23 protein-coding genes are annotated in these 21,814 nt (G+C 38.4%); 18 read left to right on the forward strand and 5 right to left on the reverse strand.

Translation table 11 applies throughout. The annotated features are described in order from the left end of the window. Positions 1–45 precede the first annotated feature (45 nt). The 3 genes from H9N25_RS24730 to H9N25_RS20655 form a co-directional block, all read right to left on the reverse strand. Positions 46–657, reverse strand: coding sequence for a hypothetical protein (locus H9N25_RS24730; RefSeq protein ID WP_223833457.1), 612 nt, complete (start codon positions 655–657; stop codon positions 46–48). A 131-nt stretch (positions 658–788) separates the two neighbouring features. Continuing rightward, positions 789–1,859 carry a hypothetical protein gene (locus H9N25_RS24735; protein ID WP_223833458.1) on the reverse strand — a complete coding sequence of 357 codons (1,071 nt, stop codon included), beginning with the start codon at positions 1,857–1,859 and terminating at the stop codon, positions 789–791. Between the two features lie 68 nt (positions 1,860–1,927). Beyond that, entirely contained in the window at positions 1,928–3,715 is a 1,788-nt protein-coding gene (locus H9N25_RS20655) for an AsmA family protein (protein ID WP_190327086.1), read from the reverse strand. Positions 3,716–4,237: 522 nt separating this feature from the next. On the opposite strand from H9N25_RS20655, the gene miaB reads away from it, so the two are divergent. The 8 genes from miaB to H9N25_RS20695 all read left to right on the forward strand — a co-directional run bounded on the left by miaB (position 4,238) and on the right by H9N25_RS20695 (position 12,193). Further along, entirely contained in the window at positions 4,238–5,653 is a 1,416-nt protein-coding gene (miaB, locus tag H9N25_RS20660; protein ID WP_167295989.1) for a tRNA (N6-isopentenyl adenosine(37)-C2)-methylthiotransferase MiaB, read from the forward strand. A 66-nt stretch (positions 5,654–5,719) separates the two neighbouring features. Further along, on the forward strand, positions 5,720–6,967 hold the full coding sequence (locus tag H9N25_RS20665; RefSeq protein WP_167295990.1) for a sigma 54-interacting transcriptional regulator: 1,248 nt from the start codon (positions 5,720–5,722) through the stop codon (positions 6,965–6,967). Between the two features lie 141 nt (positions 6,968–7,108). Then, positions 7,109–7,621, forward strand: coding sequence for an LptE family protein (locus tag H9N25_RS20670; protein ID WP_167295991.1), 513 nt, complete (start codon positions 7,109–7,111; stop codon positions 7,619–7,621). A gap of 72 nt (positions 7,622–7,693) precedes the next feature. Continuing rightward, positions 7,694–8,752, forward strand: a complete 1,059-nt coding sequence (locus H9N25_RS20675; RefSeq protein ID WP_190327087.1) for a hypothetical protein — start codon at positions 7,694–7,696, stop codon at positions 8,750–8,752. Positions 8,753–8,766: 14 nt separating this feature from the next. Further along, positions 8,767–9,129: a preprotein translocase subunit SecG gene (gene secG / locus H9N25_RS20680; RefSeq protein WP_167295993.1), complete on the forward strand. Its 363-nt coding sequence runs from the start codon at positions 8,767–8,769 to the stop codon at positions 9,127–9,129. Positions 9,130–9,259: 130 nt separating this feature from the next. After that, positions 9,260–10,285 carry a sensor histidine kinase gene (locus H9N25_RS20685; RefSeq protein WP_190327088.1) on the forward strand — a complete coding sequence of 342 codons (1,026 nt, stop codon included), beginning with the start codon at positions 9,260–9,262 and terminating at the stop codon, positions 10,283–10,285. 243 nt (positions 10,286–10,528) lie between these two features. Further along, on the forward strand, positions 10,529–11,170 hold the full coding sequence (locus H9N25_RS20690) for a DUF47 domain-containing protein (RefSeq protein WP_029274248.1): 642 nt from the start codon (positions 10,529–10,531) through the stop codon (positions 11,168–11,170). Between the two features lie 12 nt (positions 11,171–11,182). After that, positions 11,183–12,193 (forward strand): inorganic phosphate transporter, encoded by a 1,011-nt coding sequence (locus tag H9N25_RS20695; protein ID WP_108197143.1) that lies wholly within the window; start codon positions 11,183–11,185, stop codon positions 12,191–12,193. 296 nt (positions 12,194–12,489) lie between these two features. Here H9N25_RS20695 and H9N25_RS20700 read toward each other — a convergent pair whose 3' ends face one another. Further along, complete coding sequence (locus tag H9N25_RS20700; protein ID WP_190327089.1) at positions 12,490–13,794, reverse strand: carboxypeptidase-like regulatory domain-containing protein; 1,305 nt, start codon at positions 13,792–13,794, stop codon at positions 12,490–12,492. Continuing rightward, positions 13,787–14,365 carry an RNA polymerase sigma factor gene (locus tag H9N25_RS20705; RefSeq protein ID WP_167295996.1) on the reverse strand — a complete coding sequence of 193 codons (579 nt, stop codon included), beginning with the start codon at positions 14,363–14,365 and terminating at the stop codon, positions 13,787–13,789. The genes H9N25_RS20700 and H9N25_RS20705 overlap by 8 nt, the downstream gene beginning before the upstream one ends. 212 nt (positions 14,366–14,577) lie before the next feature. On the opposite strand from H9N25_RS20705, the gene H9N25_RS20710 reads away from it, so the two are divergent. From H9N25_RS20710 to H9N25_RS20755, 10 genes are all read left to right on the forward strand, one after another. Then, positions 14,578–15,339, forward strand: coding sequence for a DUF4197 domain-containing protein (locus H9N25_RS20710; RefSeq protein ID WP_169502675.1), 762 nt, complete (start codon positions 14,578–14,580; stop codon positions 15,337–15,339). A 138-nt stretch (positions 15,340–15,477) separates the two neighbouring features. Next, complete coding sequence (locus H9N25_RS20715) at positions 15,478–16,416, forward strand: TolB family protein (protein WP_190327090.1); 939 nt, start codon at positions 15,478–15,480, stop codon at positions 16,414–16,416. Between the two features lie 18 nt (positions 16,417–16,434). Beyond that, positions 16,435–17,361: a ketopantoate reductase family protein gene (locus tag H9N25_RS20720; protein ID WP_190327091.1), complete on the forward strand. Its 927-nt coding sequence runs from the start codon at positions 16,435–16,437 to the stop codon at positions 17,359–17,361. Between the two features lie 123 nt (positions 17,362–17,484). Beyond that, positions 17,485–18,036: an RNA polymerase sigma factor gene (locus H9N25_RS20725; RefSeq protein WP_167296000.1), complete on the forward strand. Its 552-nt coding sequence runs from the start codon at positions 17,485–17,487 to the stop codon at positions 18,034–18,036. 10 nt (positions 18,037–18,046) lie between these two features. Further along, positions 18,047–18,400, forward strand: coding sequence for a hypothetical protein (locus H9N25_RS20730; protein ID WP_208398975.1), 354 nt, complete (start codon positions 18,047–18,049; stop codon positions 18,398–18,400). A 577-nt stretch (positions 18,401–18,977) separates the two neighbouring features. Further along, a complete protein-coding gene (locus H9N25_RS20735) occupies positions 18,978–19,244 on the forward strand; it encodes a hypothetical protein (protein ID WP_190327092.1) in 267 nt (88 codons plus the stop codon). Between the two features lie 5 nt (positions 19,245–19,249). Continuing rightward, positions 19,250–19,489, forward strand: coding sequence for a hypothetical protein (locus H9N25_RS20740; RefSeq protein WP_190327093.1), 240 nt, complete (start codon positions 19,250–19,252; stop codon positions 19,487–19,489). A 4-nt stretch (positions 19,490–19,493) separates the two neighbouring features. Then, positions 19,494–19,886: a glycosyltransferase gene (locus H9N25_RS20745; protein ID WP_190327094.1), complete on the forward strand. Its 393-nt coding sequence runs from the start codon at positions 19,494–19,496 to the stop codon at positions 19,884–19,886. 53 nt (positions 19,887–19,939) lie between these two features. Continuing rightward, the gene (locus H9N25_RS20750; protein WP_190327095.1) at positions 19,940–20,392 is read left to right on the forward strand and encodes an Hsp20/alpha crystallin family protein; all 453 of its coding nucleotides are present in this window, start codon (positions 19,940–19,942) and stop codon (positions 20,390–20,392) included. A 184-nt stretch (positions 20,393–20,576) separates the two neighbouring features. Next, entirely contained in the window at positions 20,577–21,797 is a 1,221-nt protein-coding gene (locus H9N25_RS20755; RefSeq protein ID WP_190327096.1) for a DEAD/DEAH box helicase, read from the forward strand. The last annotated feature ends 17 nt before the right edge of the window (positions 21,798–21,814 follow it).

Raw genomic sequence — 21,814 nt, forward strand, 5'->3', positions numbered from 1 at the left:
TAGTTTAAGGTTTAGAGAATAAAGATAAGAAAAGGTTACAATATGTTATCGCTTTTCATTTTGTTCTCGTTCACGCTTTATCCGGCGTTCTAGCCGCCTCTGTTTTCTTTGTAAATGATTGGCCCGCATAGCCTTAAACTTTGCAATATGCTCACGTACTTTATTCTGCTTTTCTTCGGTAATGCCAATGCTATATTTTATGCCTGTAAAAAGGCTCTTCCAGATCATGTTGAAGAAAGAGGTATTTGCCGGCCTGCTGTAATTAACGGCTACAGGTACCAGTTTTCCATCTGCGCCTGGATTTTCTGATTTAATGATTAAGGCATTTGCTAAGAAAGAAAGAAAACCGCGGGTAACCAGGTGATCTTTTTCTGGGTCGTTTTTCATCAGCGCAACAGAAAGGTCGTAGTAGGAGAATGCTACCGTTCCTTTTGCGCCTAAATCATTCGCTTTAAAATTAAACTTCAATTTATCTACATTCCCGCGGTTAATGCGCACCAGGCCAAGTGGTTTAGTAATCTGATTTAAAACCCGCGCATTAAAATTGTGTAAAACTCCATTGTAAGAAAATGCGCCATCTTTAGCGGTAAGGTCGAACATAAAGTTCACATCTAGCTTTCCCTGACCAAATAAATAAGTATTCAGATTAACCTCCATGATCGGGTTTATGGCCTTAATATTATTAAGGTTGGTAGCATTTTTTATAATTCCGGAGGTGTTTTCAAAACTGATCCGTCCTCGTTGATTACTTTCTCTGTTGAAAACCGAATAGTTAACATTTACATCCTTCAGCTGTATTTTCTGGACCAGAATAGGCGCATGAACAAGCTGCAAAAGCTGATGGGGAACTTTCCAATTTTGCTTTCCTGCGATTTTTTAAGGAGGCCATTGTGGTTAAATACCGAAATGAAACCATTGGTAATGGCCATTTCCTTTGCCCAAAGTTCTTGTTTGCTGATGTATAATGGCAAATCAATCCCATTAAGCATAATGTTGTGCATCTTGATGTCGAAACGTTCTTTCGCATACCCGGCAACTTTGCCAAAGTTCATCTCATCATATAGGGGTACCAAAGCAAAACTGTTAATCCTTAACTTACCTGTTGTTGCCCTGAAATCCAGCTGATCTAATTGGATATCGTACATCTTGTCTGGAGTGTGGTATACATAGTTATTCAGATTGACCACAATATCCTTAAGTAAATAAAATCTTTTAGGATCATCAGCAGAGGTAGAATCAACCAGCAAATCGGTTAACGTAATATTAAGGTCGTCAATATCGAAAGGCACAGAATTAGGGACATTTTTATTCACATACTTAAAACTTACGTCCTTAAAACGGATGGTTTTAATGCTAAACTCTTTCAGGTTTTTGGAGATGATATCGTAAGGCGATTTAATGGGCCTGGGTGCACGCCCTTCATTAAAATCGAACTGTTTATTAACCATCGTTACCTCAGGTTTATCGAATATGATTTCCTCTAATTGCAGTTTTTTTTCGCGGTACAAGGTTAACGGATGGAAGCGCTTAACCACCAGTTTTTTTAAAGAAACAGTATATAAATTGTTTGGTGCCCTTTTTAAGGCTATAAGTTGCTTAAACCGATTGGTATCGGGCATTATTTTTACATTCTGTAAAGTGGCATTGCCTGTAAAAACGTTGGTAGATACCTTGGTAAAACTAATGGTATATAAACTATCGGTTGATTTGTAGAGCAGTGTTTTGATCCTGTCGGTTAAAATAGGACGAGATTTTACATTTAACAACCAAGCTATACCTGTAAGTACGATAAAAACACCGAGTAATATACACGCAATCCATTTAAAAACTTTATAACGGTATCTTTTGGTATCAGGCATTAAACAATGAGAGGTTGTGGTTTTATTAGCAATATACGGTTATAAACATATATTTGAAAAATGTAGAATCAGTTTTTTTCTCTCCGGGCTTTTCGTGCAGCTTTTCTGTCTGCCCGTTTTTGTTCCCTTATTTTTTTTGCAATTACTTTTTGCTGTTTTACCGGATTCTTTTCAGGTACCACGCCAAGGCCTACAATATCCTTTATGCCCATAAAAACGGTTTTCCACATCAGGTTAAAAAAGGAGGCCGAATTAATCCTGGTATTAGTCATGCTTGCTGTTCTTGGCGCTTCGCCTTTTTGCGGGTTTTCATCTTTAACTAATATGGTATTGGCCAAAAAAGACAAAAACCCTTTTTTCTTGGTCCCCTCTCCATCAATATTGTCTGTTAAGAGCTTTATTTTCAGGCTTGTGTACAACATATTCAGCTTGCCCGATGCAGATCTTAAGTTTCCGTTTGCACTGAAATCGATATGCTGCACTTCGCCACTTTCAATCTCTATTAAGCCCAGGGCTTTAGATAGTGGGTTTAAGTTTTTTAGATCAAATTTCCCCAGATTCCCACTGTAGGTAAATGCACCATTGTTATCGGTAAGATTGAAATCGATTTTTACATTCAGCTTTCCGGTACCCATTAAAAGCGTGTTTAAATCTGCCAGGGCATGGTTCTTTTTGCTCAGTTGTAAACTATCATTGGTTACATTTAAAATGTTTCCGGTTAGCGCTTTAAAGTCAACCGATCCAATTTTTTTACTTGCAGGGTTAAATTCAGCATATTTAACATTAATGTTTCTCAGTTTTACTGTATCAATCAGGGTAGGCATGTTTAACCTTTTTAAGGCTATATGCGGATAATTTTGGCCCTTATCAAATCCTGGTGGCGGTGGCGATTCGCGGCTCATAAAAACTTCTACATTGGCAGGCCCAATCCTTAGCGATTTTGCATGCAGTTTCTGGTCGGTGTTTAAACCCATAAAATCAACACCGTTAAATTCTATTTGATCAAAGCTTAAGTTATACCGGTCTTTCTGGATCTTGTATTTTCTTGCAAAAGTAAGTTCATCGTACAAGGGTGTAAGCTTAAACCCTTTTGCGGTTATTTTTTTTGATGCAGTAGAGCCGCTAATGGTATCAATTTTCATGGCGTACATTTTATCTTTCGTTACCGATTTATAACCCGCAATCTGAAAAGATGCATCTTTGGTATAATAAAACCTTGTTGTATCGTTGCCCGAAAGCGAATCCAACAAGAAATCATTAATGTTAATATCGAGGTGTTTGATTGATTTTTTGACTTTTTTTGCTGCGGTTTTGTTGATATAATCGAAATCTGCATCTACAATTTTGATGCTTTTTATGTGTACCGATTTAAAAGTTTTCGAAATCTGTTCGTAAAGCGATTTTTCATCTTTTATGCTATCTGGTTTCCTGCTTACTCTGTTAAAAATCATGTTGATAGATGGCTTTTGTAAAATGATCTCATTTACATCTATCCGTTTTCTAAAGTAGGCCGTTAATATTCCAACACGGCTAATCTGTAATTTCTTTAATTTAAGCTCGAAAGTATGGGCAGGAGCCATTTGTTTTTTCTTTAAGCTATCAAAAACAGCCGTATCGGGTGTTAGTGTAACATCACGTAGGGCCAGGCTGCCGGTAATTACGTTTAAGTTAATGCTTTTAAAATCTATGCGGTATAAATGATGAGAGCCATTGTAAACACCAGCTTTAATTTTTTCGGTCAGTATAGGTTTCCATCGGGCGCTTAAAAACATAGCACCAAATGCAACAATTAAAATTAAAATGCCGAATATGCTTCCTATCCAGGCCCAAATTTTATTTTTATTCTGCGCTGTCATTTATTATGGCTTATCCGTATGTAACAGATAGGAGTGCGAAAGGTTTTTTAATAGAAAGCTAAAAGACTAAAGGAGAAAGACCAAAGAGGAGATATTGTTAAAATGTTTTTGGATCGCAGGGGCAGTAAAAGTAACAGTGTTTGTTCCTTTGCTTCGCTTGTACGCTTCGGCCATCGTACCTCCAGGCCTGTAGGGTACCGCTTCGCCAAGGGCTAGATGGGTTAGGGCGGTGGCATGGAAACCATTCATAGTAGCAGGAACAGATGTAACCTAAACCCGACCATAGCGGGATGCCACAATTTTTTCAATTGGGGCAGAAGCGGGGGCGGGGCTACAATCCCCTATAGGGACCGAAGCCTACATTTCCAAAAAACTTTTTATTCAACCATATAAAATATGGATTAATTGGGGCTGCTAACTGCCTTATCATAATCGTACTGTAAACATTTAAACAAAATATGTCAATTTGTCACTTTTAATTTTATTTATGTATTTTTGCAATCCCCAAAATGTTTTTAAATAATGATTGATTTACAAGTACAGGATAAAACGCACGATGAGGCTAGGCAAGGTGAAGCTTTAATTTTAGATACACCAGTTAAAGCCGATGCCCGTAAATTATATATCGAAAGTTACGGTTGTGCAATGAATTTTGCTGATAGTGAAATTGTTGCCTCTATTTTATCGGAAACTGGATTTGAAACCACAGGTGATTATCACCAGGCGGATGTAATCTTCATTAATACCTGCTCTATCCGCGAAAACGCAGAAACCAGGGTTAGAAACCGATTATCGCAGTTCGGTGTCGAAAAACGCCGTAACCCGAAATTAATTGTTGGGGTTTTGGGCTGCATGGCAGAGCGGTTAAAATCTAAATTTTTAGAAGAAGAACGTTTGGTTGATGTTGTGGTGGGGCCCGATGCCTACCGCGATCTGCCTAACTTAATTGAGCAGGTAGAAAGCGGACATAAAGCAGTTAATGTTTTATTGTCCCGCGAGGAAACTTATGCTGATATCAGTCCCGTTCGGTTAAACAGCAACGGAATAACTGCTTTTATTTCCATTACCCGTGGTTGTAATAACATGTGTTCTTTCTGTGTTGTTCCATTTACCCGCGGCCGTGAGCGAAGCCGCGATGCACATTCTATTATAGAAGAAGCGAAAGGCTTATTTGAGGCTGGTTACCGCGAGGTTACGCTTTTAGGCCAAAACGTAGATTCGTACACCTGGACGTCGGAAGATGGAACAGAAACGGTTAACTTTGCACAGCTTTTGGAGCAAACGGCATTGGTTAGTCCAGATTTAAGGGTACGTTTTTCTACTTCGCATCCAAAAGATATTACCGACGAGGTTTTACATACCATTGCCAAATACGATAACATCTGTAACTATATCCACCTGCCAGTTCAATCAGGTAATACCCGCATATTGGAGTTAATGAACAGGACTTATACCCGCGAATGGTATATCAATCGTATTGATGCCATCCGTAACATTATTCCTGGCTGTGCAATTTCTACCGATATTATTGCCGGTTTCTGTACGGAAACAGAAGAAGAGCACCAAGAAACCCTGAGCATGATGGATTATGTGCAGTATGATTTTGCTTATAACTTTACTTACTCTGAACGACCTGGAACTTTAGCTGCCCGTAAATTGGAAGATGATATTCCTGAAGAAGTGAAAAAACGCCGTTTGGCTGAGATTTTGGCTAAACAACAGGCACATTCGTTAATGCGTTTGCAAGAATGGGTGGGTAAAACCGTTCGGGTTTTGATTGAAGGTACTTCAAAAAAATCTGATCTGGATTATTGCGGAAGAGGAGATAGCGGAGCGATGGCCATTTTTCCGGCTATTGAAGGAGTTAAACCTGGTCAGTATGCAAATGTATTTATCGAGAAATGTACATCGGCTACGTTAATTGGGAAAATAGTTTAAAAAGGTGGGGGAGAAGGTAAGGAGCGTAAGGTCTAAATCTCAAATCTCAATACTCAAATCTAAAGAATGGATACACAAAATATTAAACAGCGTTTCGGTATTATTGGTAATTCGCCTTTACTTAATCGTGCCATAGATATTGCGAGCCAGGTAGCACCAACTGATATGTCGGTGTTAATAACAGGCGAAAGTGGTAGTGGTAAAGAGGTATTCTCGCAAATTATCCATCAGATGAGTGCCCGTAAACATGGTGCTTTTATTGCTGTAAACTGTGGGGCTATTCCCGAGGGGACCATTGATTCTGAACTGTTTGGTCACGAAAAAGGATCTTTTACAGGCGCACACGAAGCACGTAAAGGTTACTTTGAAGTAGCAAACGGCGGAACCATCTTTTTAGACGAGGTTGCTGAACTGCCTTTAGGTACACAGGCACGTTTACTGCGTATTTTAGAAAGTGGCGAATACTTACGTGTAGGTTCGTCTAAAGTACAGAAAACAGATGTTCGTATTATTGCAGCCACTAATGTTGATGTGTATAACCGTGTTAAGAACGGAAAATTCCGCGAAGATTTATATTATAGGTTAAATACCGTTCCATTGCGTATTCCGGCTTTGCAGGAGCGTAAAGAAGATATTTATTTATTATTCAGAAAATTCGCCGCCGATTTTAGCGATAAATACCGTAGTCCGGCATTACACCTCGAACCAGATGCCATTCAGATCTTAACCAATTACAGCTGGCCGGGTAATGTTCGCCAGTTAAAAAATATTGCCGAGCAGATCTGTGTATTAGAGAAAGACCGAAATGTAAGCGGACAGGCCATTTTAAACTATATTCCGAACGAAGCTGGAAGTAATTTGCCAATGGCGATTAACGCACAGTCGAAAGAGGATTTTACAGAAAGAGATATTTTGTACAAGGTGCTTTTTGACATGAAAAAGGATATGGTTGAGCTTAAAAAACTAGTTGCCGAAATTATTCAGCACGGTGGAAATACCGCTACTGTTTTGGCAGATAACCCACAGTATATCAATCAGCTGTACCGTGATGTAGAATTGCCGGCAGGACAAGAGCATGCCTTTACCATTCAGCAGCCTACGCCAAGCAATAATAACATTAACAACAATAACAATGCTGATTATTTTGCGCACGAGGCAGAGGAGGTAGAAGAATCTTTGTCGCTAGTGGATAAAGAATCAGACCTGATTAAAAAGGCATTAAAAAAACATAAAGGTAAAAGGAAGTTTGCTGCGCAAGAATTGGGCATTTCAGAGCGTACCCTGTACAGAAAAATTAAAGAATTAAATTTATAAGTTCATCGCCTTTAAAAACAAACCGAGTTTTTGCGAGCTCATTAACCAAGCGAAGCGTTCTCTTGAACACCATTGAGAAAATAAATGCAAGTGAAAAATGCCATTAAAAACAATGAGCAATAATTAATAATTATACAACTGATGAAAATAAAAATATTTGCTTTAATCCTTGTTGCTTCAATACTGAGCGCCTGCTCTTATAAATTCAGTGGAGCATCAACAACAGGATTAAAAACAGTGGTTGTGCGTGTATTTGAAAACAATGCACCATTAGTGGTGCCAACATTAAGTAACCAGATTACCGAATCGTTAAAAAGCCGCATCCGTAATCAGACCAAATTGATTATTTCTCCCACAGGTGAAGGTGATGCATCATTTGAAGGCAGAATAACAGGTTATGATATTAAACCGGTTGCGCTTCAAAATAGTGCTACACCTACTTCGGGCGCAAATAGGTTAACCATAACCGTTTCGGTAAAATATAAGAACAATATAAAAGAACACGAAAAAGAAAGTTTTGAAGAAAGCTTTACCAAATATTTTGATTTTCCAATCAACGGGGCACCAATTCAAACGTTATTGCCTGGCGCTATCGAAAATATTAACAAGCAATTATCGGAAGATATTTTTAACCGTGCATTTGCACAGTGGTAAAAAGCAGGATTCTAAAAGACAAAATTTTCAAAACCCGTCTACATTTTTTTAACTTAGCGGCAAACCTCGATAATGGATAACAAAAAGCTACTGGCAGATTTACTTGCGCAACCTGGAAAGGTTAAGCCAGAGCATGCATCCATGTTGCAGGAAATGGCTCAGCAATTTCCATATTCACAGCCTATCCATCTACTTTTGGCTAAAGCCAATGCTTCATTTATTCCAAAGGCTGCGTTATATAGCCAGGGGCATGTATTGTTTCATGTGTTAAATATGGTTCCAGTTGACGAGGCAAAACAGGAAGATGAAGCTGAAATTAGTGTAGCTGTTACGGAATATACACAGGAAGAGCCGGAAGTTTTTGAAGAAATAAGTGAGTTTTCGCATGATGCCCATTCATCTACAAATCAAGCTGTAAACGTAGAAACACCAAATCACCTGCCAGGTATTGATAGCCATTTAATGGACTTACCTGCGGATGATGATTCTTTTATCGAAAGTGTTGCCGCTACTGATTTCTTTGCCTTTGAGCAGAAATTAAGCACAGATGTGGTTACAGTCGCTCCAGAAATCGAAACGGTAGTTCCAGACGAGCCTGAAAGAAATTTTGTTTCGCAATATAACGACGATAAGCTTCCATACACGTTTTTGTGGTGGTTAGCTAAAACGCGTAAAGAGCATGAGCAGATTTTTCAGCCCTATGCTCATCCTAGTGCCGATAAGGCAAAACCACAGCTCCAAAATAAACCACGGCAAGAAAGCGCCGAGTTTCAACAGCAGTATGTAGAGCATATCTTTCATATTCAGACTCCTTTTGAGGTAGCAGATCATTTAGCCGAATATCCTTCTGCCGAAATTAAAGATGCGAAGGGGGCAGAAATTATCGAGAAATTCTTAAAAGAAGATCCAACAATCAAGCCGCCTAAGCCAGAACAGATAGATAACGAAAATAAGGCAAAGAAAAGCGCAGAAGACAATTACGACCTTGTTTCGGAGACTTTGGCTAAAATTTATATCGAGCAAATGCTTTATCACAAAGCCATAGATACTTATAAAAAATTAAGTTTGAAATATCCGGAAAAAAGCCGTTACTTTGCCGACCTTATCCAATCTATAGAAAAGAAATTTTAAAATATAATATTACCATGGTAACCTTTTTAATCATTTTATTAATTATTGCGTGTGTAGCCTTAGGCTTATTTGTTTTAGTACAAAACCCTAAAGGTGGTGGTTTAGCTACAGGCGGTGGCACCAGTAACATGTTTGGTGTACAACGTACTGGCGATGTTTTAGAAAAAGGATCGTGGGTATTGTTAACGCTAATAGTAGTATTAACCCTTGCCGTTACTACAATTGCTAAAACTAGCGGTGGTAGTGCTGCGGTTGGAAACTCAGCTATTCAGGAGCGTTTAGATAAAACGCCATCACCATCTCCAATTGGTGGAAATTTAAACAGCACTAAACCTGCTGCTTCAACTCCGGCTAAAACCGATTCGACAAAGAAATAAATAATACTTACCCGTATTTTATAAAGCTTTCCTCAAAAGGGAAAGCTTTTTTGTTTTAATATCCGGAAAAATGAATGAATACCCTTTGTCTCTTAACACACATTTAACATAAAAAGCTTTAAATTGCAGCATGAAATTAAGCGTGCTGGTTCTATTTACTGCTCTTGCCGTTGGTCTTTCCATCGGGATGGTTAATTTTTATTTTCAGCATAGCCTGTATTACTTGGCTATTTCTTTTGGTGTATCGTTTCTGTGCAGTTTTTTGGTTTTTTATTATTTACTTGAGAAGTATATCTACACCAAAATTAAACTCATCTACAAGCTCATCCATAATCTTAAATTGGGTAAAGATTTAAAAGATGCGCTGGGTGAGTATGTGAGTTCCGATCCGATTAATGATGTTGAACAAGAAGTAAAGGAATGGGCTGGCGCAAAGAAAAAAGAAATAGACCTGTTAAAAAAACAGGAACAGTTTAGAAGAGAGTTTCTTTCAAATGTTTCGCATGAATTTAAAACGCCGCTTTTTGCCATTCAAGGTTACATCGAAACTTTGCAGGATTGCCTGGTAGATGATCCCGATCAGGCGGTTTTATTCCTGAAAAAAGCAGAAAATAATGTAGAGCGACTGAGTTATTTAATTAATGATTTAGACGTTATTTCAAAGCTAGAAACGGGCGAATCGCCAATTAACTACCAAAAATTCGATTTTGTACAATTGGCGAAAGAGGTAATGGAAAACCTCGAAGACCGCGCCGAAGCAAAAAACATTAAACTCTTTTTTAAAGATAAATATACTGCCATTACATTGGTTTCTGCAGATCGGGAGAAGATTAGGCAGGTGTTAATTAATTTGCTGGTAAACAGCATTAAATATGGCATTGATGGCGGCGAAACAGCCATTAAGATTTTTGAACTGCACGATCAGGTTTTGATTGAGGTTACCGATAACGGCATCGGGATAGAAGAAAAACATTTGTTACGCTTGTTTGAGCGTTTTTATCGCATCGATACTCATCGGGCAAGAGAAGTTGGAGGCACAGGTTTAGGCCTAGCCATTGTAAAACACATTTTAGAGGCACACCAACAAACCATTTCGGTAAGAAGTACACCAGGCATAGGCACTACCTTTGCTTTTACGCTACAAAAAGGTGGGTAATCTGCATCTTTTACCTGATACAAAAGCTCATCATTCCCTTACAAACAAGGCACAAGTTGCAAAATGCAGACAAATTACGGTGTTAATGAACAATTAACTTCTTGAGTCATTCATTATCAGCGATCTAAAACTATAGAAATAAGCTACACCTAAGTAAATAAGCTGCTAATTAGTTAATATAATTAATAAATTAACATTAACTTAACATTGGGCTTGTAGCTTTGCAACATATTAAAAATTAACATGAACAATATTTTTAAGTTCTTTACACCTCAAGACAAAAAGTTTCATCCGCTTTTCGAACAAGCAGGTAGCAATGCATTAAAAATTGCAGAAACCCTTTTAGAAATGGTTAGCACGGGTGATGCTGAAAGCAGAAAAACAATTTTTAAAGAAATTGAGCGCCTGGAGCATGTGGGTGATGATATTACCCATTCAATTTTTCTTGAACTGAGTAGGAACTTTATTACGCCATTTGATAGAGAAGACATTCATGCATTGGCTACTGCCGTTGATGATGTTGCCGATTATATTTATGGTACTGCAAACCGGATGCAGATGTATAACATGAATACCATTAACGAGCCGATTGTTAAAATTGCCGAGCTTTTGGTAGAAATGTGTACTGATATTGATAAAGCAATTAAAGAATTACGCAGTTTTAAAAACATCCGTGTAATTGCCGATGCTTGTATCCGTATTAACAGTGGCGAAAATCAGGCTGATTATGTATTTACATTAGCGGTAGCCCGTTTATTCGAATACGAAACTAATGCGATTGAATTAATTAAACAAAAAGAGGTTTTACAAACGATAGAAAAAGCGACAGATAAGTGTGAGGATGTGGCGAATGTGCTTGAAACTATCTTGGTTAAAAACGCTTAATAAATAACAAACATGGTAACTACCTTATTGGTTGTTGTTGTAATTCTGGCTATTGCTTTCGATTACATTAACGGCTTTCACGATGCCGCTAACTCGATTGCAACAGTTGTTTCTACAAAAGTTCTTACGCCTTTTCAGGCAGTTTTGTGGGCTGCGTTGTTCAATTTCGCTGCTTACTTTTATTTTACCGACCATAAAGTGGCCAATACGGTTGCTAAAACGGTAATTGAAAATTATATCACACTAGAAGTTATCCTTGCGGGTTTGGTTGCAGCCATTATCTGGAACCTTTTAACCTGGTGGTATGGTATCCCTTCAAGTTCATCACATACCTTAATTGGTGGTTTTGCAGGTGCGGGTATGACACATGCTTTACTTACAGGTGCTAGTCCGCTTGATGCTGTAAACATGGGTTATGTAATAAAAATTGTTTCTTTCATTGTATTGGCCCCGATAATCGGTATGGTGATATCAGTTGTATTAACACTGATCATTATCAATATCTGCCGTTATGCCAAGCCCGCAACTGCCGAGAAATGGTTTAAACGCCTGCAATTGCTGTCTTCTGCTGCACTAAGTTTCTTCCATGGTGGTAACGATGCACAAAAAGTAATGGGTATTATTGCTACTGCTTTAATTGCCTCTAAAGTAATTCCTAATTTCGAAGCTATGCCTGCCTGGGTACCAATTGCCTGTTATTCGGCAATATCGTTAGGTACCATGAGTGGTGGTTGGAAAATTGTTAAAACAATGGGATCGAAAATTACCAAGGTAACCGCATTGGAAGGTGTTGCTGCCGAAGGTGCTGGTGCGGTAACATTGGGAATTACAGAGCATTTCGGTATCCCGGTTTCTACTACACATACCATTACAGGTTCGATTGTAGGTGTGGGTGTGGTAAAAAGTGTTTCGGCTGTACGTTGGGGGGTAACCATCAACTTAATCTGGGCCTGGATTTTAACCATTCCGGTTTCGGCTACATTAGCGGCCATTATTTATGCCGTGATCTATTACTTAAAATAAAAACAAAATCCTTTAATATACTCAAGAGACCAAAGTTAATAGCCTTGGTCTTTTTTGTTTTATAATAATTTGGAAAGCAAGGGTGGAAGCCTTTGGTTTCTACCCCATAAAGGTTTTATCCCGATGAAAAAAACGGGATGCTCGCTTATATTGGGTTTAGACTGCAATTGTTGTGGTTCTTGGGAAAGATATAGTGTACCTGAAATCCTTTATTAAAAAGGAAAACAAGAAAGCTTACCAAGCATGTATTGTCGTTTGGAATTGCTTAGCGCCCTTTGCGGTTAATAAATCGACAATTAAAACTTAACGCTGATTTCTACTGAATCAGTTCCGTTTTTAGGTAATACCCAATCCGGACCTTCTTGAATCAGTCGTTTCGCCTCCGCATCAGCTTTTTTGTTCAGTGATTTTATAACGCTAATATTTGTTGGCCGCCCATTGCTTTTAACTTTGAAACTTAAGATTACAAATTGCTCCGGACCTTTAGGGTTATAAAGTTTATTGTTATTCTCCAAATATTGGCTATAGTTAATGGTAGAAACCGGAATAGGCTTCGTAATATCGTCGGCCGATTTTCTGTCCAGGTTCTGTTCTGCACGCAGTGTAATTTTAGGCGCAGCAATATTTTCTTTTTTATGTCCGTTTGAACCTGTAATTAAAGCAATTTCGTTTAATGATTTATTGCCGCTTAATGCACTTTTAATTGCGTTAGGATCTTGCAAACCAGCTACAGGCAATTCTTTAAAGCCAATGGCATTAATCAATAAATCTTTATCTTTTGCATTGCTATCAGCAGGCAGATAGAAATAACCTTTGGCATCAGTTGCCGTTACATTTTTAGAGCCAGCCAGCTTTACTACAGCACCCTGAATAGGCTGGCCATTGCTTTGGTCTACAACGTTCCCGCTAAACGCGATTTTACTTGAGCCAATTGCCGGAGCTGGTGTAACTACAGCCTCACTTATTGTAACCGGGCTTGGCTTGTAATTGCCAAAGCCAACAGGACTCATCGCTTTAGCACGGCTATTATCAGCTGCAGATTTTTCTGCTTTTGCTTCAGCAATTTGTTGTTCTGCAGGTTGTACACTAAGGTCCGCTTTAGTATTTTTCGCTAAATCACCAGTTTTTGCGGCTGTAATTGCTTTATCAATCAAAGCTGCCTTTGTCGAGTTTTGCGTAACCGTATCATCTTTAAGTTTGGGTTGGGCTGAAGCAATACTCGTTGTGCTATCTAATTGAACCAGCACGCCTTCCTTTTTATGTGTAGCAAGTTCTGCATTTCTGCGGTTGGTTTCGCGCATAAAGAATAAAATACTTACTGCAATAAAGGCCACGGTTGCGGTTGCCGCAATACTTAACCTTTGGGTGGTAATGCCCCAAAGCTTGCGCTTTATAGGCTTTTCTGATACACGGTCGTACAGTTGTTTCTGTAATATAGAAAGTGTTTGCTTGCGTTTAGGCGATTGCTTCAGTCCCTCCAATGCTTCGGCAACGAAAGGATCATCCAAAGCCTGCCTTTCTACAAAATGCATAGCCTTAGCATCAAGCTTACCATCCAGGTAATCTTCCAGAACATCAATATCTAACCAATCGTTATTCACTACTATTTTTCTCTATACAAATCTTTAAATTCCGCTTCCCATTTTGGATGTAACTCTTCACTTTAAGCATATCGTAACCTGTAATGTCGGCTACTTCTTTATAACATTTTTCTTGTAAATAAAATAAATCTACGCTTTTTCGCTGTTCTTCGGGCAAAGTTTCCATACACTTTTCCATAATGGTAAGCTGCGTTTCTTTTGTGTTGTCTATATCCAGATGCACAAACTCGCTATTTTCCACAAAAGTATCGTCTATTGAAACATTATTTTGCTTCGCCGATTTTCGTAGCGCCATTAAACAATGGTTCCGCGTTAAAACATGGAGCCAGCTTTTAAAGTTCTGTACCTCATGTATTTTCAGTTTGGTTACCAGTTCCTCAAAAATCTGCATTACAGCGTCTTTGCTTTGTTCTTCATCTTTGAAGTAGTTTAAGCAAACCCCGAACACCAGATGCATATATTTATTATAAAGCGTGCCCAACGCGTCCAAATCGCCAGTATTTTTATACTCGGCAATCAGTTTGGCGTCGTCTTGCTGGGCATTCCCAGCTGTGTTTTTTATAAACCTCAAAAAAATGGCAGCTATTTCGAATTATCTTTCAAGTATAAAAAATATTTCTGAGTGATAGGACATAAACTAATTTTTTAGGAAGAGAGGGGCGCAAATTTTTACATTGCCGATTATTTTTTTAAGCTGCTTAAATATTATTGCCATGTACAAAGACTTATCTTTGAGTGTAAAGATTATGGCAGTTATTTTGCTAAGCATGATTAAACACACAAATGAAAAAGATCAATATTTTATCGGCATCACTGGCTATGCTGGTATTTGCAAGCCTAAATGTTAGCGCACAGATTAAACTGAGCGATATATTTAAAAAAGTAACCGAAAAACAGGGTACCACAACTGCTGCTACCGGAACACCATCTACCTTTGAAATAGGACAGGGAATTAAGGAAGCGCTACAAATTGGTGTTTCTGCGGGGGCCGACAGGCTTTCGCTTAAAGATGGCTTTTTAGGCAATTTAGCTGTTAAAATCCTGATGCCACCTGAAGCACAAAAGGTTGAAAAAACGTTACGTAGCATAGGTTTGAACAAACTTTGCGATAACGTGATTGTAAGCTTAAACCGTGCCGCTGAAGATGCTGCTACCGAAGCAAAACCGATTTTTATATCGGCCATTAAGCAGATGACTTTAACCGATGCCACCAATATCCTTTTGGGTAATAATGACGCAGCTACCGAATATTTTAAAAGGGTAACCACAGCACAATTGATACAGAAATTTAGTCCGATTGTAACCACAAGCTTAAATAAGGTAAATGCCACCAAGTATTACGGCGATTTAACTATGCAATACAACCGTTTACCTTTGGTAAAACCCGTAAACACCAATTTAACTGAATACGTTACGCAAAAAGCGATCGATGGTTTGTTTATTGAAGTTGCGAAGGAAGAACTCAAAATTAGGGGGAACTTAAGCTCAAGAAGCACAACCTTGTTGCAAAAAGTATTTGGCTACGCCGATAAGAAAAAGATTTAATCTGTTTAATTGTGATTCGTGAGGACACGAACCGCGCCAAAGGATAGAATCGACAAGCACAATGTATGTATTAAGTAAAATATAGCTTCCCCACGGTCTCTGGAATAACAAAAACAAAAACTATTTTTAAAATTGCACATGACGAAAATCAGCACCTCAATAGTTTCTATCCTAATCCCTTGCGCCACGTTAATCGCTTCTTGTGGAAATAATAAATCAAACCAGAATAACACGAACAAAGCCGTTTTAGATACGGTTTCTTTAAGCAATAAAAATTTCGCGTTAGCTTATCAGGATGGAGATAAAATTGTAGCCACGAGTATTGATACCATGAAACAGATTTCGTTCGGCGGTGCTACCGATCCGGCTATTTCTCCTGATGGAAATAAACTGGCATATACCCTGAGCGATTCTGCAGGGAACAGATCTATTTGGATTGCTGATATGGAAAACAAGAGCCAGGGTAAATTGCAGGTAAGTAGCAATAACTATTACCAGGCCATGTGGTCGGCTGATGGAGGGGCGATCGCTTTCAATATTTTTAATGGTAAAAACCTATGGAAGATAGGTGTTATTAAAACTGATAATTCGGGCTACGTAATGCTCGATAGTGCATCTAAAATAAATGTTTATGCCCCAACCTGGAAAAATGAAAAGGAAATCATCGGACAGGATCTTACCAAGCTTTATACTTTTGACCTTGCCGGAAAGTTAATCGATACCAAATTGATAGCCGATTTGATCGGGAAAGAATTTTCCATTACAAGTAGCAACCGCTTCTTTTATACAAAAGATGGAGCGAAACTGATTTTTAATGCAGGGAATACCGATATTTTGGATGGATTAACAGGACCGAGCGAAGCAGTTTATGTTTTAGATCTGGCCTGTAAAAAAGTAACGCGTATTTCGCCAAAAGGTATGGATGTTCCTTATGTTTTTCTTACTGCCGATGATCGGATTTTTTATAGCGGAGCCGAAAAACCCTTTACGCAAAGCAAAATATATGTTTCTGATTTAGAAGGGAATATTAAAACGGTAGTGGATAAAGGAAACAACCCAACGGGTGCATTGAAATAATCGGTTTATTGTATTTACATGCTAAATAAAACGAGAATTGTTATTGTAGGAATTGGTGGCGTAGGAGGGTATTTCGGAGGCTTACTGTCTAAGCAGTATGCTAACGGAAATGATGTAGAAATTGTTTTTGTTGCCCGTGGCGAACATTTAAATGAGATCCAAAATAAGGGTTTAACTGTAATAAAAGGAAACGAAAGTTTTGTAACTAAGCCATATCTGGCTACCGATGATTATAGTAAGATTGGCGAGGCCGATTATATTATAATCTGCACGAAAAGTTACGATTTAAAACAAACCCTCGAAAAATTAAAACCCTTAATCAGCCATAGAACGATATTGTTGCCCCTTTTAAACGGTGTTAGCGCGACTGATGAAATTTTAGAAATCCTGCCCCAGGCAAATGTTTTAAAAGGCTGTGCATTTATTGTTTCCAAAATTAAATCGCCTGGTATAATCGAAAATTCTGGTAACATCCAAAAGCTATCTTTTGGTACAGATGGGCCACTTAGCGAAGCGGTTTTACACCTGAAAAATTTAATGTTTTATGCAGGAATCGATGTAACGGTTTCGGATAAAATCTCTACCGCCATCTGGGAAAAGTTTATATTTATTTCCCCTACTGCTACTTCCACGTCTTATTTCGATTGTACCATCGGAAAGGTATTGGAAGAAAATATTGAAACTGTTCTGAAATTAATTGAAGAAGTGAAAAACCTTGCCCTGGCTAAAGGTATAACCATTAGCGATGACATTTCGGGCAAAACACTAAATACGATGAAATCGATGCCCTACGAGGTTACCTCATCCATGCACCGCGATTATCTCAATCAGAAACCGCAAACAGAAGTCGAGTCGTTAACAGGCTACATTGTACGCGAAGCAGAAAAACTTGGTACGGCTGCACCTACTTATCAAAAGCTGTATGAAGGATTACTTAAAAAATGATCGGTATAAGTGTTTAAAGATCAGTCTATTTTGATTGAAAATATCGATTTACTGAAAAAAAATAAGGAAAATTTAAAGTAATATTGAGTTTCATCCGTTTACTGGGTTATTAAGCAAAATTTAGTGCCAACAAACGAACCTCAAAATATCATTTCAACGGTTGCCAATTATGGCAAGCGCTTATTCAGTTTCATCCGTGGAAGGGTGAATACAGATGAGGATGCAGAAGATATTTTACAGGATGTTTGGTTTCAGCTTAGCAACCAGCCTGAAGTTGGTGCCATTGAGCAGATTAGTGGTTGGCTATATCGGGTGGCCAGAAATAAGATCACCGATAAATACCGTAAACAAAAAGAAGAATCGTTAGAAGATTTTACTTTCGAAGGAGAAGATGGCGAAATCAATTTTAAAGAAATTTTACTTGCCGAGGCTTACTCGCCAGAAGAGGAGAGTTTAAAGAAACTATTCTGGGATCAACTGTTTCTGGCACTGGAAGAACTGCCGGAGAATCAGCGTTATGTGTTTGTTCAGAACGAATTGGAAGAACGCACTTTTCAGGAACTGGCTGATGAAAGCGGAGAGAATATCAAAACATTAATATCAAGAAAGGGGTATGCGGTAAAACACCTGCGTAACCGTTTACAAAATTTATATCAGGAATTTATTAACTATTAAATTTGCAGACATGATGAATAGAAATTTTAATCGGCGCAAGAAATTTATTTTCTTTTTACCCGTAGCGGTGCTTATTGCAGCGGTATTGGGTTATGTGGTTATGTTTTTATGGAATTGGATTTTACCTGAGGTGGCACATGCAGGCAAACTTAATTATTGGCAAGCCCTCGGTTTACTTGTGCTTTGCAGGTTGCTTTTTGGGAACTTTAATAAAGGTGGCCACGGGGGGCATAATGGTTTTCGTGAACGTGCCCGGGGAATGCGCGCTAAATGGGATTCGATGAACGAAGAGGAGCGGGCAAAATTTAAGGAAGAATATAAACAGAGATGTGGCGGATGGGGCCACCATCGCAATAAGGAATAATTTGGAAGCCTCGATTAAATTCGGGGCTTTTTTGTTTTACTGTCATTCTGAATGAGGTATCGATATCATTAACAGATTTTTAATAGAGTGGTCGTCTTTCCCGCGCAGACGGGAATCTTAAAGCGCTTGCATTACGATTATTCATAAGTCTTCCTTTTTTCAAAGGCATTCATGAGCACTACGTGGTTCCCAATCGAGTTGGGAATGACGATTCCTGATAGCCTAACATTTGCATAAAAATCAGGCATCATATTGATTTTTATGAAGTAATTATCCCTAGAAATGACGCACCTCCGAAATTTATTAAAAAGATCCTTCGACTCCGCTCAGGATTGACATCAGCGCATGAAATTTCTTAGTAAATAAAAAAATCAAAATAATTTAAAGTAAAAATAAAGTTGTCCCGTCTTCCTATATAAATAACAAAAACAAGAGTATTAGTGTTTCAACTTATTTAAGGTGAATTGATTACAATACTTTAAAATTATAAAAAGATGAAACCATCATGATTTTCAAAGCCCAAAATAACGGGAGAAATCATGACCGCTTCATCACAAATAAAAACATATATAAAAAGATGAAAAAGATATTAAAAACCATAGGATTCGGGATTGTACTTGGTGCAGTCGCTTTCTTCATACCGTTTGTGTTCAAATTTATATTGGCCATCATGCTGATCGGTTTAATGTTCAGAATTTTTATCGGAAGACGACGCCATTATTTCTATAACCGCTTTAATGGTTTCGAGAATCATTACAATCCAATTGTACCGATCGATAACCAATGGTACAGGCCAAACGTACAAAGCACTGGAACGGTTAACAACATTAACGTAAATTATTAACAGCCATGAGAGCATTTAGAATATTATTGGCATTGGCTGTTGCCGCAGGGACTTTTTACAGCTTAAATGTACTTGCCGTTCAGAATGGATACCGCGATCGGTTAGATTTTAAAAACAGACACTATCGTGATGATTGCCAGCAAGAACGTCATAGAAACCATAGTTACAGTCACCATAGCGCCAAAACTGATGATAACAAGATTGAGATTGGCCTTATTGATAGTGTAAACAAAGTAAATAAATAGCGCGATGTCACAGGTACTTTTTTTAAGCGATCCATCTCAGGCTGATGTTAGTCCGATTTTGGGTATGGCAAACGAACTGATTACCCGTGGGGAGAAGGTAACTTTTTTTAGTTCGGATGAATTTAAAGCCCCTATAGAACAAATTGGCGCAGACTTTAAAGCCTACAATCAGGAACTGAATATTTTTCAAGGTAAAAAGGCGATTGACGAAGAAGAAAAACCTAAATCGGGATTGATCAGTGCGCTACTTGAACCCATGAAATTTATCGATGATATTTTGGTTCAGATAAGGGGCTTAAAATTTGATTATGCCGTTTTCTCGCCATCGTACCCCTATGCAAATATTATTACACAGCTATTGGGTATTCCTAAAACGGAGCAGGTGGCCTACAGCTAAAATTGGCTTAAGCCAATAAATTAACAGAATAAATAACAATTAAATTAAACAAGATGTACAACGAACATAGATGCCGTTCGGGCAAGATGCATAGTCGCTTCGGCGCAGGAGAGGGAAGATTCGGAAGGCCCTTTGGTGGACCTTTCGGTCATTACAAACACAATATGTTTAATCAGGCTTTTAGAAAAGTACCTGTTAACATAGAAGAAACAGAAACGAGCTTTATTATTGAACTTTTTGCACCAGCCTTGGTTAAAGAGAATTTAAAGGTGGTTACCAAAGATGATGTATTAACCATTTCCTACCAAGCCAAAGAAGAAGCAGATTCGGCTAAAAAGTATAGCCGTAGAGAGTATAGCAATGGTACTTTCGAAAGGGCTTTTGGCTTAAACGGAAAAGTTTTAGTAGAAAATATTTCGGCCAGTTATGCTGATGGAATTTTAAAGGTTTACTTACCTAAAAACCCTGAAACGAATACACCAGAGAAAGATATTCTGGTAGACTAAGTTTCGTCTATTATAATTTCCAAGCCCCGATTGTTTTAAAGCAGTTGGGGCTATTTTGTTTTATTGCGAGAGAAAAGGATCATCCAATATTGCTTTTCGAATAATTAAGCAAGCGGATATTAAATGTGGTTTGCTATTAGCGGTATTTTAAGGTACTTTTGCTAAAAGACATAAACACAATAGATTGAATTTTAACGACTTTAATTTTAACCCCGATTTATACGAAGGCTTAATGGCCATGGGGTATAAAAGCGCTACTCCAATACAAGAACAAGCCATCCCGGTAATTTTAGATAATCATGATCTGATTGCCTGCGCTCAAACTGGTACAGGAAAAACGGCCAGCTACCTTTTGCCCGTAATGGATAAAATTAGCAAAGCTGCCGATAGGCACAATAATACCTTGATTCTGGCTCCAACACGCGAGCTTGCACAACAGATAGATTTACAGGTAGAAGCTTTGGCTTATTTTACCAATATCAGTTCTTTAGCGGTTTACGGTGGGGGAGATGGTATCGCTTACGAACAGCAAAAACGTTCTATGCGCGAAGGCGTAGATATTATTATTGCCACTCCGGGCAGATTAATGGCACATTTATCTTCAGGGGTGTTAAAACTGGAACATTTGCAGCATTTAATTTTAGATGAAGCAGATAGAATGCTGGATATGGGCTTTTACGATGACATTATCCGAATTATTAGCTACCTGCCAAAGAAAAGGCAAACGCTTTTATTTTCGGCTACAATGGCACCGAAAATAAGAACCATGGCGGGTAAGATTTTGCACGAACCGAAGCAGATTACCATTTCAATTGCTAAACCTGCCGAGGGGATCGATCAACAGTCCTATAACATACACGACCAGCAGAAACAGGCCTTGTTAACAGATATTTTTAAAAGCGGACAATACAAAAGCAGTATCATTTTCGTTTCGACCAAAGAAAAAGTAAAAGCTTTATACAAAACCTTTAAAGGATTGGGCATTAAAGCCGAAGCTTTTCACTCCGATTTGGGACAGAAAGAGCGTGAAGATATTTTACTGGCTTTCAAAAATCGTAGGTTGCCAATTTTAATCGGAACAGATGTGTTATCTCGCGGTATCGATGTAGAAGGGATCGACTTGGTAATCAATTATGATGTTCCTGGTGATCCGGCCGATTATGTACACCGCATTGGGCGTACTGCAAGAGCTGCAACCAAAGGAACGGCGATTACCTTGATTAACGGAAGAGATAAGCGCAAGTTCGATAACATCGAAAAATTAATCGAGAAGCAAGTTCCCCGCATGCCTCTGCCAGAAAGCATAGCTGCAATAGAAATTACACATGTAGAGGAAAAGCGGCCTCAACATAAGGGCAAAAAAAAGGTTTGGCACAAAAAGAAAAAACCAAAACCTTCTGTATAATATTTAAAACGCCATAA

Source organism: Pedobacter riviphilus (genome assembly GCF_014692875.1).
In the GTDB taxonomy this organism is placed as follows: Bacteria; Bacteroidota; Bacteroidia; order Sphingobacteriales; family Sphingobacteriaceae; genus Pedobacter; species Pedobacter riviphilus.